This is a genomic window from Pedobacter sp. (assembly GCF_045628745.1).
Classification (GTDB): domain Bacteria; phylum Bacteroidota; class Bacteroidia; order Sphingobacteriales; family Sphingobacteriaceae; genus Pedobacter.
This window is the reverse complement of record NZ_JAZQPU010000318.1, coordinates 1-17,538: the sequence shown is the minus strand read 5'-3', so window position 1 is coordinate 17,538 and position 17,538 is coordinate 1. Positions and strand designations below refer to the sequence as shown.

The 17,538-nt window shown below is 39.3% G+C and carries 11 protein-coding genes and 1 pseudogene; 9 read left to right on the top strand and 3 right to left on the bottom strand.

The genetic code is table 11. From position 1 onward, the window contains the following. The first annotated feature begins 21 nt into the window (after positions 1-21). Positions 22-2,127 carry an ATP-dependent DNA helicase RecG gene (gene recG, locus ACR2F7_RS11640; protein ID WP_432713730.1) on the top strand — a complete coding sequence of 702 codons (2,106 nt, stop codon included), beginning with the start codon at positions 22-24 and terminating at the stop codon, positions 2,125-2,127. Here the strand turns inward: recG and ACR2F7_RS11635 are convergent, their stop codons facing one another. Further along, complete coding sequence (locus tag ACR2F7_RS11635) at positions 2,128-3,336, bottom strand: serine hydrolase domain-containing protein (RefSeq protein ID WP_432713729.1); 1,209 nt, start codon at positions 3,334-3,336, stop codon at positions 2,128-2,130. A gap of 140 nt (positions 3,337-3,476) precedes the next feature. Between ACR2F7_RS11635 and fumC the strand changes: the two genes are divergently transcribed. The 4 genes from fumC (at position 3,477) to ACR2F7_RS11615 (ending at position 6,778) form a co-directional block, all read left to right on the top strand. Next, positions 3,477-4,874 (top strand): class II fumarate hydratase, encoded by a 1,398-nt coding sequence (gene fumC / locus ACR2F7_RS11630; RefSeq protein ID WP_432713728.1) that lies wholly within the window; start codon positions 3,477-3,479, stop codon positions 4,872-4,874. A 13-nt stretch (positions 4,875-4,887) separates the two neighbouring features. After that, positions 4,888-5,382, top strand: coding sequence for a fumarate hydratase (locus ACR2F7_RS11625; RefSeq protein WP_432713727.1), 495 nt, complete (start codon positions 4,888-4,890; stop codon positions 5,380-5,382). A 71-nt stretch (positions 5,383-5,453) separates the two neighbouring features. Further along, positions 5,454-6,269 (top strand): S1/P1 nuclease, encoded by an 816-nt coding sequence (locus ACR2F7_RS11620; RefSeq protein WP_432713726.1) that lies wholly within the window; start codon positions 5,454-5,456, stop codon positions 6,267-6,269. Between the two features lie 14 nt (positions 6,270-6,283). Beyond that, a complete protein-coding gene (locus ACR2F7_RS11615; RefSeq protein ID WP_432713725.1) occupies positions 6,284-6,778 on the top strand; it encodes a PA2169 family four-helix-bundle protein in 495 nt (164 codons plus the stop codon). 56 nt (positions 6,779-6,834) lie between these two features. On the opposite strand, the gene cphA is transcribed toward ACR2F7_RS11615, so the two are convergent. Beyond that, a complete protein-coding gene (gene cphA / locus ACR2F7_RS11610) occupies positions 6,835-9,450 on the bottom strand; it encodes a cyanophycin synthetase (RefSeq protein WP_432713724.1) in 2,616 nt (871 codons plus the stop codon). Positions 9,451-9,812: 362 nt separating this feature from the next. Here cphA and ACR2F7_RS11605 point away from each other — a divergent pair, with 362 nt between their 5' ends. From ACR2F7_RS11605 to ACR2F7_RS11590, 4 genes are all read left to right on the top strand, one after another. Beyond that, positions 9,813-10,691 carry a cyanophycinase gene (locus tag ACR2F7_RS11605; protein ID WP_432713723.1) on the top strand — a complete coding sequence of 293 codons (879 nt, stop codon included), beginning with the start codon at positions 9,813-9,815 and terminating at the stop codon, positions 10,689-10,691. Beyond that, positions 10,688-11,530 carry an isoaspartyl peptidase/L-asparaginase gene (locus tag ACR2F7_RS11600; RefSeq protein ID WP_432713722.1) on the top strand — a complete coding sequence of 281 codons (843 nt, stop codon included), beginning with the start codon at positions 10,688-10,690 and terminating at the stop codon, positions 11,528-11,530. The genes ACR2F7_RS11605 and ACR2F7_RS11600 overlap by 4 nt, the downstream gene beginning before the upstream one ends. Before the next feature lie 88 nt (positions 11,531-11,618). Next, positions 11,619-12,230, top strand: coding sequence for a hypothetical protein (locus ACR2F7_RS11595; RefSeq protein WP_432713721.1), 612 nt, complete (start codon positions 11,619-11,621; stop codon positions 12,228-12,230). A gap of 108 nt (positions 12,231-12,338) precedes the next feature. Further along, positions 12,339-14,483, top strand: a complete 2,145-nt coding sequence (locus ACR2F7_RS11590; RefSeq protein WP_432713720.1) for a carboxy terminal-processing peptidase — start codon at positions 12,339-12,341, stop codon at positions 14,481-14,483. Positions 14,484-15,064: 581 nt separating this feature from the next. Here ACR2F7_RS11590 and ACR2F7_RS11585 read toward each other — a convergent pair. Beyond that, positions 15,065-16,596, bottom strand: a pseudogene (locus tag ACR2F7_RS11585) (IS1182 family transposase). Between the last annotated feature and the right edge of the window lie 942 nt (positions 16,597-17,538).

Here is a 17,538-nt window from a genome sequence, read left to right as displayed (position 1 = left end):
CCGTAGCAAAACTTAAATACCTTGTATCAAGAAATATTAGCATCGCCTATTGAATACCTGAAGGGTGTTGGTCCCAGACGTGCCGAACTTTTGAAAAAAGAGTTGGGCATTTTTTCTTATGACCAGCTTTTAAACTATTATCCTTTCCGGTATATTGACAGGACGCGCTTTTATAAAATTAACGAGCTTGATGTAGATCTGCCCCTGGTGCAACTGGTGGGTAGAATTACAGATAAACAGTCTATAGGGGAAAAGCACAAAAGACGTATTGTAGCTAAGTTTACGGATGAAACGGGTACCATGGAGCTGGTATGGTTTCAAAGTTTAAAATGGGTGGATGAAAATGTGATGCGTGGCAAGGTTTATATCGCCTTTGGCAAACCTACTTTGTTTAACGGAACTTTCAGTATCTCTCACCCTGAACTTGAAACCTATCCCCGTCCTGCAACCCTTACCGGTAATCTAACACTGCAGCCCATTTATAACTCTACAGAAAATCTTAAGAAGAATTTCTTAGACAGCAAGGGCATTCAGAAACTACAAGCCCTAGTAATAGAACAGCATATCAGGGAGGTGAAAGAAAGCCTCCCTGCTTATATTCTGGATAAATACAAACTCATCTCTAAAAGAGAGGCCATCCTTCATATTCATTTCCCTGCGACGCCACAGGCATTGCAGGATGCACAACGGCGGCTTAAATTCGAAGAACTTTTCTATATTCAACTGCAGGTGCTCAACAGCAAGCAGCAGCGTACTTTGAAATTTAAAGGGCTGCTCTTTGATAAAGTCGGCGATAAAGTAAATATTTTTTACCGGGATATCCTTCCTTTTGAGCTCACTAATGCACAGAAAAGGGTAATCAAGGAAATTAGAACAGATACCCAAAGAGGGGTGCAAATGAACCGCCTGGTGCAAGGGGATGTAGGCAGTGGGAAAACCATTGTTGCTTTGATGAGCATGCTGCTGGCCAACGATAATGGCTTTCAGGCTTGTATGATGGCCCCAACAGAAATTCTTGCACGTCAGCATTACCAATCGCTGGTTTCCCTGGTGAAAGATGATTTCGTTAAGGTAGCTGTACTCACCGGCAGCAGCACTAAAAAGCAACGTACAGTTCTTCATGAACAATTAATAAATGGAGAAATTGATATTCTGGTAGGTACTCATGCTTTAATTGAAGATAAAGTGCAATTCAAGAACCTTGGGATTGTAGTGATCGATGAGCAGCATCGTTTTGGTGTAGAACAACGATCGAAACTCTGGCGTAAAAATAGTGTGCCCCCACATATTTTAGTGATGACGGCCACACCTATTCCGCGTACACTGGCCATGACTTTATATGGGGATCTTGATGTATCCGTGATTGATGAGCTGCCAGTAGGAAGAAAGCCTATTGAAACCAAACATCTTTTTGAAGGTCAGCGCCTGCGCATGTTCGGCTTCATGAGAGAGGAGATCAAAAAAGGGCGACAAGTTTATGTTGTCTATCCCCTGATAAAAGAAAGTGAAAAGCTAGACTTGCTATACCTTGAGGCTGGTGTAGAACAAATGCGTTACCAGTTTCCACTGCCAGATTATCAAATTAGTATTGTCCATGGTAAGATGACCAATGCAGATAAGCAGTTTGAGATGCAGCGCTTTGTAAAAGGGGAAACGCAGATCATGGTGGCCACCACAGTAATTGAGGTAGGCGTGAATGTTCCTAATGCTTCGGTAATGGTGATTGAGCATGCAGAACGTTTTGGATTGTCGCAGTTGCACCAGCTGCGTGGCCGTGTAGGCCGTGGTGCAGAACAGTCTTTCTGTATCCTGATGTCCGGCAATAAACTGACCAGGGAGGGCAAGTTAAGGCTGGAAACAATGGTGAAAACAAATAATGGTTTTGAGATCTCTGAAATTGACTTACAATTGCGTGGGCCGGGAGATCTTTCAGGAACACAGCAAAGTGGTGTTTTGGATTTAAAACTAGCAGACCTGGCAAAAGATCAGGCTATATTACAAGAAGCCAGGAACACTGTTATTAAAGCTTTTGAGGAAGATCCATCGCTGTCACTTCCTCAAAATCATTTGTTAAGGTCTTATTTAGAGAAGAAAAATAAAGGCATTTCTTTCGATAAAATATCCTGATTAATCTTCATCACTTCCAGGAAGCGACCCATTGCCAGCATAAGCACCTTTACGGATAATAGGCATCTTTAAATGTTTGTACAGGTCATCAAGGTGGAGTAAACTTCCATTAGTGAGGTTCCCTAAAAACATTACAACAATATTCTGATTTAAGTCACGCACATAGATATGTCTGAAGCCGTGCCACCAACCTGTGTGGTAAGCCACCTTACGGCCTTTGTCTCCCTCAAATAATCTCCAGCCATAGCCATAGTTAAAATGTCCGTTTACGGCCTTATTACGGCCTGTATAAGCAGAATCAAGACTTGCTTTAGTCAACAACCTACCTTTGCGCAAAGCATTGTCGTACAATACCATATCGTGCAGGGTGCTGTAAATACCTTTATCGCCCACTGGTCCATCTAAAAAGTTCTGCACTACCGAGTATCTCCAGGTACGGTCGTGGCCCACCACATCTACTGGGATTTTAGGGTAAACGGTAGTCGAGTAAACATGTGTGTTTTTCATGCCTGCAGGTTTAAACACATTCTGCATCATGTAATCCGCATAGGTCTTTCCAGTAATTTTTTCTATGATGGAGGCCAGTACCATATAGTTAGAGTTGTTGTAATGAAAGCGGGTATCAGGTTGAGCGTAACGTGGTGGTTTATGTGTTGCAATCAAGCCCATAACATCCTGGTTACTCATGGGTTTTTTCTTGTCCTTCCAGATGCCATCAGTAAAATAAACATAGTTCATCATGCCACTGCGGTGACTAAGGAGCAATTTAATGGTTACACCGTCATAAGGGAAGTTAGAATAATACTTTTTTACATCGTCATTTAGAGACAGTTTGCCTTTTTCTAAAAGCTGCATAATGGCAACACCGGTAAAAGTTTTGGTGATAGAGGCCAGCTCAAATTCGGAATTGATTTTTAAGCTATCGCGGTGCAGGTAATCTGCCCAGCCAATAGCTTTTTGATACAGGATCTTTCCATCTTTGGCAACCAGCACGTTTCCGTTGAAGCCGTATTTTTTATGTAAGTTCTGAACAAAGCTGGCAATAAATTTATCCTCATTTTTTGGGTTAAATGTAACCAATAGGCTGTCTGCCTTGTCATCACTTTCTGTCCTTACCTTAGGGTCGATATGATCTTTACTTGATGAAGAGCAGTTTGTGAATAGGAGTGTGGCCATAGCTGCCACCACTAAAATATTGCGATAAGTCATGAATTAATTGGTGTCTTTATAAAAAGCCGAAATTTAAGAAAATAATAAACCTTTAACGGTAAAATTCTTAAAACAATATCTATTACTTTACCTCCCTGTACCAAGATAAAGCTTAAATTTGGAGCAAAACTTATAAAATTATGGCTTTTAGAACAGAACACGATACCATGGGTGATGTACAGGTGCCTGCTGATAAATATTGGGGAGCACAAACTGAACGTTCACGTAACAATTTTAAAATAGGTCCGGAGGCTTCTATGCCAAAAGAAATTATACATGCTTTTGGGTATTTAAAGAAGGCTGCAGCCCTGGCAAACCAGGAATTAGGAGTTTTAACCGCTGATAAAAAAGACCTTATTGTTAAGGCTTGTGATGAAGTAATTGCTGGTCAGCTTGATGATCAGTTTCCACTGGTAATCTGGCAAACAGGTTCTGGTACACAAAGTAACATGAACGCTAACGAGGTGATTGCCAATCGTGCACATGTAATTAATGGTGGTGATCTTAATGACACCAGCAAAGTGTTGCATCCAAATGATGATGTGAACAAATCACAATCATCTAATGATACTTACCCAACGGCTATGCATATTGCGGCTTATAAACAAGCTGCAGAAATTACCTTACCGGGTTTAGAAAAATTATATAATACGTTAGATGCTAAAGCAAAAGAATTTGCTGATATCGTTAAAACTGGCCGTACCCATTTTATGGATGCTACGCCTTTAACCTTAGGTCAGGAGTTCTCTGGTTATGCACAACAAATATTCAATGGTATCCGCGCCATAAAAAATGCATTAGTGATGATCAGTGAAGTGGCTTTAGGTGGTACCGCAGTGGGTACTGGTTTAAATACACCAAAAGGATACGACGTACTTGTTGCACAGAAAATTGCAGATCTTACTGCACTTCCTTTTGTAACTGCACCAAATAAATTTGAAGCACTAGCGGCACATGATGCTATGGTGGAACTTTCTGGTGCCTATAAACGCATTGCTGTTTCCTTAATGAAAATTGCAAATGACATCAGGATGTTGAGTTCAGGTCCTCGTTCAGGTATTGGCGAAATTATCATTCCTGACAATGAACCAGGTTCTTCTATCATGCCCGGAAAAGTTAATCCTACACAGCCTGAGGCTATCACTATGGTGTGTGCACAGGTAATTGGTAATGATGTTGCTGTAAGTATTGGTGGCTGTAATGGCCATTTTGAACTTAATGTTTTCAAGCCTGTTATTGCTGCTAATGTTTTGCAATCAGGCAGGTTAATTGGTGATGCTTGTGTTTCTTTCAACGATCACTGTGTGGAAGGTATTTTACCTAACCTTCCGGAAATTAAGAAACACCTTGAGAATTCTTTAATGTTGGTTACAGCCTTGAACCCACATATTGGGTATGAGAATGCTGCAAAAATTGCTAAAAAAGCACATAAAGAAAATAAAACTCTTCGCGAAGCTGCAGTAGAATTGTCTTTGCTAACCAGCGAGCAATTTGACGCTTGGGTAAAACCAGAAGAAATGGTAGGAAGTTTAAAATAAATTGACCAGAAACATGTTTAAAAACCTCTTCTTTCTCCTTTTATCAATTTGTGTGTTTACAGCCTGTACCAGGTTACCCAATGTACAAGGAAAAGGAGAGGCTTTCCTTCAGGGCGTATGGAACCAGGATAGTATAGCTCATTCTGATCAACTGTTAAACTACACCCAGCATAAGTTTAAATTTACTTGTGATTCTTTCTATGTAGACCTCACCACATACTCAAAAGTTAATTACTATCCCGATTCTTGTTTCAATAACGGCGTATGGAAAGAGTATGCAAAAGGGGTATATGTAGTTCGTGGCGACAGTCTTTTTATGGAGGGCGATTATACCAAGCCTAATTACAAACAAAAGGTGTCTGGTTGTTACCGTACCGGGCGTTACATAAAAGGATTCTACATTAGTGCTATTACACCTGAAACTATACAGTTGCAAAGTCTTAATGACCAGCGCGACTGTAATCTTGTATTGAAGGAAAGAATAGTTTGTGAACCCAAAAGTTTATAACAGCATACATCAGTAGCAGTAAATGTTGCTGATGATTTGCTTGATCACCGTTTAAAAGCAGTAATATACAAATGAACATCTTTACAGTTAAGAACAAAATTAAAATAGGGTTAACCCTTGCAATAATGGCTTATATGCCAATGAAAGCGGCAGCATGGGGTATAATTGGTCACCGTGTAGTTGGCGAAGTGGCTTCCACTTATTTAACCTCTAAAGCACGCAAAGGCGTGAAGCAAATTTTAGGTAATGAAAGTATGGCTATGGCCAGTAATTGGCCTGATTTTATCAAGTCTGATACTTCCTTCAATTACATGGGCGCATGGCATTATGTAAACCTGCCAGGCGGATTGGATAAGGCAGGTGTTTACCAATTTTTAAAGTCAGCAGAAGAGCCGAATGTTTTTAACCAAATCAATAAAATGGTGGCCTTGTTGAAAAACAAACAAACACCTGCGGCAGAGCAGAAAATGGCTTTAAGGGTATTGATCCACCTGGTCGGTGATCTTCATCAACCAATGCACACCGCAAGAAAAGAAGACCTTGGGGGTAACAAAGTATACGTTACCTGGTTTGGCGGTCGTTCTAACCTGCATAAAGTATGGGACGAAAGCATTGTTGATTACCAACAGCTAAGTTATACTGAATATGCAACTGCGATTAACCACCCTACTAAAGAACAAATAACAGCATGGCAGGCCGCTCCGTTACAAGACTACGTTTTAGAATCTTATATGATCTGTAACCAGGTTTATGCAACGATCAAACCTGATGACAAATTAGGTTACCGTTATAATTTCGACTATATCGATACTATTAATGGACAGCTGTTAAAAGGTGGTGTGCGCTTAGCGAAAATCATCAATGATATTTACGGTGGTAAAGGCTAAAACATTTTGCCGCTTTGACTGTTGTTTTAGTTCATCAAATATATATTATTATGGGAAACAGCACAGCAAACGCAGAGATATTAAACGACCTTATTCAAATCAACAATGATAGAATTGAAGGTTATGAAAAAGCAATCAAAGAATTAGAGCCAGCCGATAGCGATCTTAAAGCTTTGTTTGTGAAAATGATTGGGGAAAGCCACAAGCATAAACTTGCCCTTGCTACAGAAGTACAGGCTTTGGGATCTGATATTGAAAAAGGAACAACTGGTTCAGGAAAGATATATAGAGCATGGATGGATGTTAAGGCTGTTTTTACAGGTCACGATCGTAAAACTATCCTTAATAACTGTGAGTTCGGTGAAGATGCAGCTCAGAAAGCCTATAAAACTGCTTTAGAGCAAGAAGATCTTTCGGCTAACCTAAGAGAACTTATCTCGGAGCAAAAAGCAGAATTAAGAGCATCTCATGACCAGATTAAAGGTTTAAGAGATTTACAAGCTAGTTAAGCGCTATACTTATTTTATAAAAAGGCCCGGTAATTCAAAACTACCGGGCCTTTGTGCTAAATACCGTATTCTTTATCCAGGTATTCGGTTACCTTAACAATGGCATTGTCAATGGTGTCACTTAAAATGGTATAGAAAGATCCAGATTTAGCCGTAGCTATAATATACTGAAGGGTCTTATCCCCACTATTATTAATGATTACCTGCATATTAGGCTTAATTTCATAGATTCCTTCCAGCAAAAGGTCTATAAGATCTTGCTGGTTACGTCCCCTAAGGTATTTTTCCTGGCAAAGGATGATCTTGTCAAACATTTGGGCTGCTATTCTTGCCGTTTCTCTTATGTCCTCATCTCTTCGGTCGCCGGTTGCAGAAATTACCCCAACATGCTCCGTAGCCTCAATGGTTTTTAAGTAGTTTTTAATACCTGTAAAGCCATCCGGATTATGTGCAAAATCTACCAGGATCTGAAACTCTTTGAACTTAAAGATGTTCATTCTTCCTGGTGTTTGAGCTGCCGATGGAATAAAGGTTTCCAGCGACATCCTGATGTCTTCAGTTTTATAGCCGTAAAGGAATGTGGCAAGCGTTGCTGCCAACACATTCTGGATCATGAAGTCTACGCTGCCACCAAAGGTTAAAGGCACATGAGTAACTTTATCAACCCTGATTTTCCAGTCGCCTTTTTTAATGGTAATGTAGCCGTTCTCATAAATTGCTGCAGTGCCACCTTTTTTACAATGGGCAACGATAGCAGGATTATTTTCATCCATGCTGAAATAGGCAACCTGACAATCGGCAGTGTCGCCAATCTTGCGGCAATATTTATTGTCGGCATTTAATACTGCCCAACCAGACCTCACCACAGATCCGATAATGACACTTTTAACCCTTGCCAGGTCTTCCAGGGTATGGATATCAGCAATGCCTAAATGATCTTCCTGGATATTGGTCACTACGCCAATGTCGCATTTGTTGAAGCCTAAACCTGCACGAAGAATACCGCCACGGGCAGTTTCAAGGACAGCAAACTCTACCGTGGGGTCACGCAAAATAAATTCTGCACTCACAGGTCCGGTAGTATCACCTTTCATCAGCATGGTGTTCTGCACATAAATACCATCTGAGGTAGTATAACCAACGCGTGTACCATTACTTTTTACAATATGGGCAATAAGCCTTGTGGTGGTCGTTTTTCCATTTGTGCCTGTTACAGAAATAATTGGGATTCTGGCAGATTTTCCTGGAGGGTATAACATGTCGATAACCGGTGCAGCCACGTTTCTTGGCAGGCCTTCACTTGGTGCAAGGTGCATCCTGAAACCCGGTGCAGCGTTTACTTCCAATACCACACCACCGTTTTCAATCAACGGTTGGGTAAGGTTTTCTGCCATGATGTCGATACCGCAGATATCCAGACCAATGATTCTGGAAATGCGTTCACTCATGAAAATATTCTGCGGATGCACTAGATCAGTTACATCAATAGAAGTGCCCCCTGTACTTAAGTTGGCGGTAGATTTTAAATAAAAGACCTCTCCGTTTGGAATGACAGTATCCAGGGTATAGTTCTGTTTTTCTAAAAGATCCAGTGTATCACGGTCCACGATAATTTCCGTCAGCACATTTTCATGCCCATAACCTCTGCGTGGATCTTCGTTTTCCTTGTCGATCAGCTCCTGAATAGTTTGTTGTCCGTTTCCTTTCACATGTGCAGGCACACGTAGAGCAGCAGCCACCATTTGATGGTCAATCACCAGGATTCTAAAGTCATAACCTGTAATAAATCTTTCGATGATGATTTTGCGGGAATATAATTTAGCATATTCAAAAGCCTCATGTGCTGCGGCTTCGGTTTTTACATTTATTGTAGCACCTTTTCCATGATTACCATCCAATGGTTTAAATACCAACGGAAAGCCTAGTCTTCTTAGGGCTTCTGGTAAATCTGAAATTTCAGAAAGGGTAACTCCTTTAGCTACTGGAATAGCAGAATCTTGTAAGAGCCTTTTTGTTTCATCTTTATTGCAGGCAATGTCAACAGCAATGCTATTGGTTCTTTCGGTCATTGTTGCCCTAAAGCGAACCTGATTTTTGCCGTAGCCTAATTGAATTAAGGAGCTTTTATTCAGTCTGATCCAAGGAATATCTCTTGCAATAGCTTCATTGACGATGGAGCCAGTACTTGGACCTAAGCGTTCCAGTTCTCTCAGTTCCTTTAATGTCTGTATATGCTCTTCAAGTTTGCAGTCTTCATTATTGATCAGCGCTTCCACGATTTTAACAGATGCTTCGGCAGCATAGACTCCGGCTTTTTCTTCCAGGTAACTAAATACAACATTGTAGATGCCTTCTGTTTTCGTTTGCCTGGTTCTGCCAAATCCAGTGTCCATTCCTGCAAGTGTTTGAATTTCTAAGGCAATATGTTCAATTACATGGCCCATCCAGGTTCCTTCTTTTACTCTTTCAAAAAAACCACCCGGCTTTTCTTTGGAGCAACGATGAGAATAAAGACTAGGGATAGCTTCTTCAAGCCTTTCTTTAAAGCCATCAATTAAATTTGTTGGTCTTTGCTCCAGTTCTTCCAAATCAAGGCGCATTTGAATCAGTTTTTTTCTTTTAATAGACCAAATATTCGGTCCCCTTAGCACTTGAATGCCTAAAATCTTCATGTATTCGTTTGTTTTTTATAATTTTCTATTGTATTGGAGCAAATTTTTTGGAAAACTGCAATTATGTAGCCAAAAATCGAGCTTATATAACACAGTCGTTTTTTTTATAAAACTAATGAAATAAATTTAACCATCATCAGCTTATGACGTACTAAATGATTGCAAGTGGTTATAACCGCCTTAAAATAGTATAAAGGACGGAATAACTGCAATTAAGCCCTCGTTGAGGGCTTAAAAAAACGCTATGCCGATGAAAAACAGGACCATGCAGTATGTATAATTAAAGTCCTTTATTATTAAAAAATCATAAATATATGTTTAAGGAACTTATCTTTGAGCTAATTGGAATAAAAAAGATACAGATGACTCCAAAAGGTAAGTTAATAATTATAGGTGGCGCCATAAATACGGGTAGTTTTACCGAAACTCAATTCGGTTTGCCCGAGAACATGAATTTCTTTGAGCGGGGTATCCTAAAAAGAATTGCAGAGGAGTCATCTAAGAAAATAGAATCAAGGTTTGAGATTATCACTACGGCATCTTTAATTCCTGAAAAGGTAGGAGAGGAATATATCAAGGCCTTTGCACAGCTTGATGTGCAGAATGTTGGGATATTGAATATCAGTTCTAGAGAGCAGGCTAACTCAGCAGAAAATTGCGAAAGAATAAGAGCGGCAGATGCTATTGTTTTTACCGGTGGCGATCAGCTGCGGTTATCATCTATTTTCGGTGGAACAGCTATTCATGATATCTTATTGGAGAAATACAACCAGGAAGATTTTGTTATTGCTGGTACTTCTGCCGGTGCGGCGGCAAGTTCTAAAAATATGATATACCAGGGTAGTAGTAAAGATGCGCTGTTAAAAGGCGAGGTTAAAATTACCGGTGGCTTGGGCTTTATTGACGGGGTCATTGTAGATACTCATTTTGTACAAAGGGGAAGAATTGGACGATTGCTCTATGCGGCGGCCAGCAATCCAGGAATTTTAGGCATAGGGTTAGGTGAAGATACCGGTCTTTATATTTCCGATGGACATGTGATGCAGGCTATAGGCTCTGGAATGGTCATTTTGGTAGACGGCAAACATATGAAAGATACAAATCTAACTGATGTGGCCATGGCGCAACCGGTTTCTATCAATAACATGGTGGTACATGTGATGTGTGAAGGTGATACTTATGACTTACATACACATCAGCTGGTTATTCATCATTCTAAATCAATAGGCATTATTTCATGAAGTTAATTATACACGGTGGCTTTTTCAGCGAATCTGATAGTGACGAGCAAACCAAACGCGCTAAACAGGAGGCCCTTTCGGCAATAGCCATGGAGGCTCATGCCTATTTGCAAACGCATACAGCAGTAGAAACTGCAGTGTACGCGGTAAGCTTACTAGAAGATAATGAACTTTTCAATGCCGGCTATGGATCTCAAATTCAAAGCGACGGTAAAGTAAGGCTGAGTGCTTCTTTAATGGATGGCAAAACCCAGCGCTTTAGTGGGGTAATTAATATTGAGGAAGTGAAAAACCCAATTTTAATTGCGGAAAAACTAATAGCTCATGACGACCGTGTTTTAAGTAATATCGGGGCACTTAATTTTGCCCGAGAAAATGGCTTCGAATATTTTAATCCCTTTACCCAGCACAGGCTCATTGAATATGAAGCGAAATTAAACCAGAAAGAAAGAAAGGGCACGGTAGGTTGTGTGGCTCTTGATAAAGACGGTCATCTTGCTGCAGCAACATCTACTGGTGGCAAAGGTTTTGAAATTCCTTGTCGGGTGAGCGACTCTGCTACTGTAGCAGGAAACTTTGCCAATTCTTTCGCAGCAATCTCTTGTACCGGTGTTGGTGAAGATATTGTAAGCGGAGGCCTGGCCACAAAAATTGTTACCCGTGTAACTGATGGAATGACTTTAAAACAGGCAACCGATAAGTCTTTTAAAGAATTGGCGCAGATAAATGGTTTTGCCGGTGTCATTGGCATCACTGCTGAAGGTGAAATCTATCATTCAGATTCTCATCCTTATATGGTTTGGGCGTCTTTTGACGTTAGTTTACAGGTATTTACCTAAAATACTTTATCTTTGTAAAATGTATAAACTTTGCCTGGTCGGCTTTTGTTGGCTTTTTTGTTTAAATGCAACTGCGCAATCCAGTGGTATGTCCGTACCAGAAACAGGTTTTAGCACAGGTGTGATTAACATTGCTGTATCTGAAGAGGATGAAGTTACCGGCGACAGCCTTTTTGCGGAAGCAGAAAAAAATCAAAAGAAGGGCGACCTGAATGAGGCTTTAACTTTATTTGGCAAAGCTGCTTTTGAATACAATAGTGTCAAAAACTTTAATGCTTATGGTGCCGCTTTGTTAAGATTAAGTACTATTCATTTACTGTTAAACAATTATACCGAAGCAGAGCAGGTTATTTTGAATGTTGCGCTGAAAAACTATTCCCGCATAGGAAATAGAAACGGGCAAATGGATTCCTACTTCCAACTGGGTAAAGTGTATTTTGCCTCCAACAAGTTAACACAGTCTTTATGGTTTTACACACAACAGGGAATCTTAGCTAAACAGCTTAAAAATAACCCCGCCTATATTGATTCAATGCTGGGGATTATCTTTATAAAAATTAAGAAAAAAGAATATAGCCTGGCACTTAAGGATATAAATAAGGCAGAGCTCTTTGCCAAAAGCACAAAAGTCAGTAAATATAACTTGCAATTTAAAAATACGCGAAGTGTGATTAAAAGTAAGGTTAGTGCGAAGAAGTAAATAGGATTTGCCTGGCTTTTTTAAGTTTACAATATAGAGACAGTATTATTACCGTCTCTTTTTTGGTTATTTCAGAAATTGGTATCATATTGGTTGTTGATTATAAAAATGGATTTTAAATTATTTAAGGAGATGTTGAAAAGAATTCTAATGGTAACTTTTACTGCCGCTGTATTAGCCTGTCAGGCTTCGCCCAAACAGCAGCCTATTGTAGAAGGTTTACCTAATATAAAACCTGCGGAGCAGCAAATCCTGGTTTGCAAAGAGCTTGTTGCCCTGATAGAAAATTACAATTACAAAAAGTTGAAACTCAATGATTCTATTTCCTCTCTTATTTTAGATGAGTATATAAAATCGTTAGATGGCGGTAAGAATTACTTTCAACAGGCAGACATCAAAGAGTTTGAGAAATATAGAAATACACTGGATGACGATTTCCGTAATGGGGACCTTAGTGCACCATTCTATATTTTTAATGTTTACCTGAAACGCTATAATGAATGGATCAACTATTCATTGGTGCAGGTAAAAGGAAAATATGATTTTAACCAGGAAGAGACCTACGTGTTTGATCGTGAAAAAATGCCCTGGGCTGCTTCTTCGACAGTGTTAAATGACATCTGGAAAAAAAGAATCAAGTATGAGCTTATTAATTTGCAAATTGCTGGTACTCCTCAAGAGAAGAACATAGAAACCTTAACCAAAAGGTACACAAATTTAAGGTCTCAGGTTGCTAAGATTAACAACCAGGATGTGTTTCAAACTATCATGGATGCTTTTACCCAAACCATAGACCCGCATACCAGTTATTTTAACCCTTCAAATGCAGTTGCTTTCAACGAAGATATGGCCCGTTCTTTTGAAGGAATTGGCGCCCGTTTGCAAATGGAAAACGAAGTGTTAAAGATTGGTGAAATCATTCCTGGAGGACCTGCATTCAGGTCTAAACTATTGAGTGCCGGCGACCGTATTATTGCAGTCGCTCAAGGTGCTGGTGAGTTTGAAGATATCATTGGCTGGAGAATTGAGAACTCTGTATCTAAAATTAAAGGGCCTAAAGGCACTAAGGTAAGGTTGAAAATTATCCCTGCAGGACAGGAGATGTCGAGTAAACCGGTAATCATTGAGCTGGTGAGAGAGAAAATTGTGATGGAAGAATCTTCAGCAAAAAAAGAAGTGAAAACAATCCAGTCAAATGGTAAAACCTTTAAAATAGGAATTATCAAAGTGCCTGGATTTTATGCTGATTTTAAAGCAGCTAAAGCAGGAGACCCTAATTATAAAAGTACCACTCGTGATGTGAAGTTGTTGATCGACACTTTGAAAAATAAAGATAAAGTTGATGCTATTGTGATGGACCTTAGGGCAAATGGTGGTGGTTCTTTATTAGAAGCGATCAGCTTAACAGGTTTATTTATTGATAAAGGACCTGTTGTACAAGTTAAAGACCTCAGGGGAGATATTGAAGTGAGTGATGATGAAAATCCGGGTGTTGCCTGGGCTGGTCCTTTTGGCGTGATGGTAGATCGTCTAAGTGCTTCGGCTTCTGAGATCTTTGCTGGCGCTATCCAGGATTATGGTCGTGGTATCATTCTTGGTACTCAAACTTATGGTAAAGGTACGGTACAATCCTCTATTGATTTAAATAGTCTTGTTAATCGCTCTTTATTACAACGTTTAGCTGCTTTAGTGGATAAAGGAACAATGAGAGCGCCCAATGGTGCAGAGCCAGCCGTACCTCAGTTAGGTCAGGTAAATTTGACGATGGCTAAATTCTACAGGGTGAATGGAAGCAGCACCCAACATAAAGGCGTGATGCCCGATATCGTATTTCCATCGCTTTATCCTCTTGATAAAATTGGTGAGGATACTGAACGTTCAGCTTTAGCGTGGGATGTGATTCAGCCTTCTGCTTTTGTCCCTGTAAGTGACCTTTCTTCTATTAAAGCTAACTTGAAGAAGTTGCATGAAGAAAGAATGAAGAGTTCTGTTGAATACAAAATGATGGAACAGGAGATTGCGGACATGAAAAAACGCGATGGTGAGGTTTCTGTAAGTCTTAACATCAATAAACTTAAGGCAGAGAGAGATAGTCTGGAGAACGCAGCGCTTGCCAGAGCAAATAAATTGCGTGCCTTAAGAGGCTTAGCGCCGGTTAAAAAAGGCGATAAAATTAAGAAAGAAGAAAGCTTTGACTTTGTTGAAGATGAAAGCCTACAAGTAATGGCTGATTTGATGCAGGTGAAAAACTAGATCACCATATTCTTTTAAAATCCTTAAAGGGATTAGCTCATGGAGATGAGTTAATCCCTTTTTTTATGACATAGGTATGGGTTGCCATAATCACTCCATCGAAAATACAATTAGCGGCACAGATATTGCATTTGCTGGCATATATAAACAAATCTACTTATGAATGTAAAACGTACTTTCGGGACTATTTTAACTGTGTTAGGAATTATCGGACTAATCTGGGGCGGAATTGGTTTTGTAAACCATAGTATTCAAACTCGCGAACTGGTTGTAGTGGCCATCATTGGCATCTTGTTCTTCGTATCGGGAATTGGACTAGTAAGAAACACAAAAGACGAAGCTTAGTGTTAAAAGGCTTTTTCATTAATGTTAATGAACCTTATAACATCAGGAATTAACTGAAGAGGGAAATGATCATTTACCTGGTAACAGAAAATTCAAGACACAAAAAGAGAGGCCGTCTCACTATCAAAAGTGATGCGGTCTTTTTTTTACTTTAACTTTTTGGATTTATCGAGATTTTTAAGATCTAAAACTTCTGTATTGAAGATTATTCATAAAAAGACCTAAAAAGAGCCGTTTTAGGCGGCTTTCTTTCTTAGATTTTGTGCAATTGCCAATAAGCCCCATTCTATTGCTACTTTTTCTTTACCACGGAGCATAAAGCGGCGGAACGCATGGTCTGTTTGATATTTGCGAAGACCGGTTCAACATCAAAGCAGCGCTTCTTCCTGTGCCTTATTCCTTGTTCGCTGGTAAGCAGCTCGTGTGCTTTCTTTTTTTGCCTTTTCAGATTTACATTGATCTCTATGATTCGGTTCGTTTTCGACTTATGACAAGCGCCGTTCAAAGGGCAATTGCTGCAGTTCTTAGCTTGATATCTCCTGGAGGCTTGTATAAACCCGTTGCCTGATTTCTTAGTGACATCGCCTATATAGTTCATTTTCTGACCCATCGGACAGATGTAAACGTCTTCTTGCGCATTGTAGAACAGCTTGTCAGCATGAAACGGGAACTTGTTTTTATAGTTTTCATTTTGGCTCTTATCAAACATATTGTATTTCACGTAACCCTCAATCTCCTTTTGCTCGAGCAAGGTATAATTTTCTTCGGAGCCGTATCCTGCATCTGCGGTAAGGGTTTTAGGCGCTTTGCCGAAACTGCTTTCATGTTGCTCCAGATGGGATTTTAGAGTTAGCGTATCTGTTGGATTTGAGTGAATGGTATAGTTAACGATGAACTGGTTTGAGGTGGATATCTGCACATTGTATCCAGGCTTTAGCTGCCCATTAAGCATGTGGTCTTCCTTCATGCGCATAAAAGTGGCATCAGTATCTGTTTTGCTATAACTATTTCTTTCCCCTAAAACAGCTTCCTGCTTTTCATACTTAGCAATGTTATCCGGGAAGTTCCTGGTGACATACCTGAGCTTGGCCTTTACCTTTTTATCTATGGTTTTGCCCGAAAGTGTTTCATTAAGCTTTTCTACTGTAGCCTTCACTTTTTCGGCATCAATGCTTGTAAAATCAGGAGGTTCAGGCATTTTATCTTCTTCAGAGGCGATATTCTGCGCATATTGCCAGATATCCTGAAGCTGCTTTTTCATCTTCTCCTTATTGGTCTGAATTGATTTCTTCCATACAAAAGTATATTTATTGGCGTTGGCTTCTATTTTGGTCCCATCAGTATAAACTTCATCGATGCTCAGCAGGCCTTCCTGTGCAAGTAACTGAACTACATTTTCAAAGACACTGCGAAGTGCATCTTTTAAGCGCACACCACGAAAACGATTGATGGTATTGTGATCAGGATGGTTCATCGCGCTTAACCACATAAAGTAAACGCTTTCCTTACATGCAGCTTCAAGCTTGCGGCTGGAATAGATGTTGGTGACATAACCATAAACCAATATCTTAAGCAACATTTGAGGATGATAGTTGGATCCTCCTTTAATATGATAGGCCTTTAATAGCGGCTCAAGATTGATATTATTGATTACTTCGTTCACAATCCGAACAGGATGGCCTTGGGGAACAAGTTCTTCCAGCGAAGGTGGAAGCATGAGAACCTGATCTTGACTATAAGGCTTGAAAGTAGGGTAATTGACAGCCATATTTCATTAACTTTTATACTTAAAAATATGAAAATCAGCTGTTTAAACAAAATATTAGTGCTTATATTTTATACTAAATATCTAAGCCCCAATCGATAAGGCAAAAAAATTAAGACATTAAAAAGCCTGTCATCATGATTAATGAGACAGGCTCTTTTCTTGTTTATAAACAGTTTTTTGAGATTAAGGACATTTATCATTTTCTAATTATAGGTATGACAAAACAACTGTTACCCCTCCTTTCTCATATTCTCTAATAATCTTGTCTCAGCTACTCCCAGTTAAGGTTACTTCTCTGAATATCCCCCACGTGGAATAATTTCACACGATACACCTCTTGATGGGCTATCTCCTTAGCCTAAACTCAAATAGATTAATATAGTTATGAAATGATCAAGACCGGTATATTTTGAATTATCTCATCTATTTAATCTTGCTATTCATGGACTTTTTAATTTCTTTTAGTATTGGTATCAACTATTTCACGACCCTATAATAATATTGTTAATTTAGTGAAAATAAATTTACAACAGTAAAATGCCAAAAATCGCGTTTAAGAGATATTGTGTAGGCTTTTAGTCGATTACAAATGCATTTGTTTTTTTACATTAGGGAAATACAGGACGGTACAGGTTGCCGCATTATATGTGAATAATTAATTTTAGGTAAACCAAATAAGAGTCCAACCAAATAATAGGAATTAACAACCTTAATAACCAAATATACTGTATGTAACAAATTCTACTTTCTTTTCATGGAATCATTGTGCGTTCGTGCAACTGATTTAGATTTTAGATTTTTTGTCAATTAATTACAAGATAGTTAATAAGGTATTTTTTATTTAAAAAATGCTATGAGTAAAATTGTGTGTAAATTTTTAATTGTCTTTTTGACAGTTATTGTAGCTGCTACGGGCTGCAGGAAACAAGAGTTTGATGAATT

Coding starts and splice junctions, on each gene's coding strand:
- ACR2F7_RS11635 (WP_432713729.1), bottom strand. CDS start 3,336: ATGACTTATCGCAATATTTTAGTGGTGGCAGCTATGGCCACACTCCTA.
- fumC (WP_432713728.1), top strand. CDS start 3,477: ATGGCTTTTAGAACAGAACACGATACCATGGGTGATGTACAGGTGCCT.
- cphA (WP_432713724.1), bottom strand. CDS start 9,450: ATGAAGATTTTAGGCATTCAAGTGCTAAGGGGACCGAATATTTGGTCT.
- ACR2F7_RS11620 (WP_432713726.1), top strand. CDS start 5,454: ATGAACATCTTTACAGTTAAGAACAAAATTAAAATAGGGTTAACCCTT.
- ACR2F7_RS11625 (WP_432713727.1), top strand. CDS start 4,888: ATGTTTAAAAACCTCTTCTTTCTCCTTTTATCAATTTGTGTGTTTACA.
- ACR2F7_RS11600 (WP_432713722.1), top strand. CDS start 10,688: ATGAAGTTAATTATACACGGTGGCTTTTTCAGCGAATCTGATAGTGAC.
- ACR2F7_RS11590 (WP_432713720.1), top strand. CDS start 12,339: ATGGATTTTAAATTATTTAAGGAGATGTTGAAAAGAATTCTAATGGTA.
- ACR2F7_RS11595 (WP_432713721.1), top strand. CDS start 11,619: ATGTCCGTACCAGAAACAGGTTTTAGCACAGGTGTGATTAACATTGCT.
- ACR2F7_RS11605 (WP_432713723.1), top strand. CDS start 9,813: ATGACTCCAAAAGGTAAGTTAATAATTATAGGTGGCGCCATAAATACG.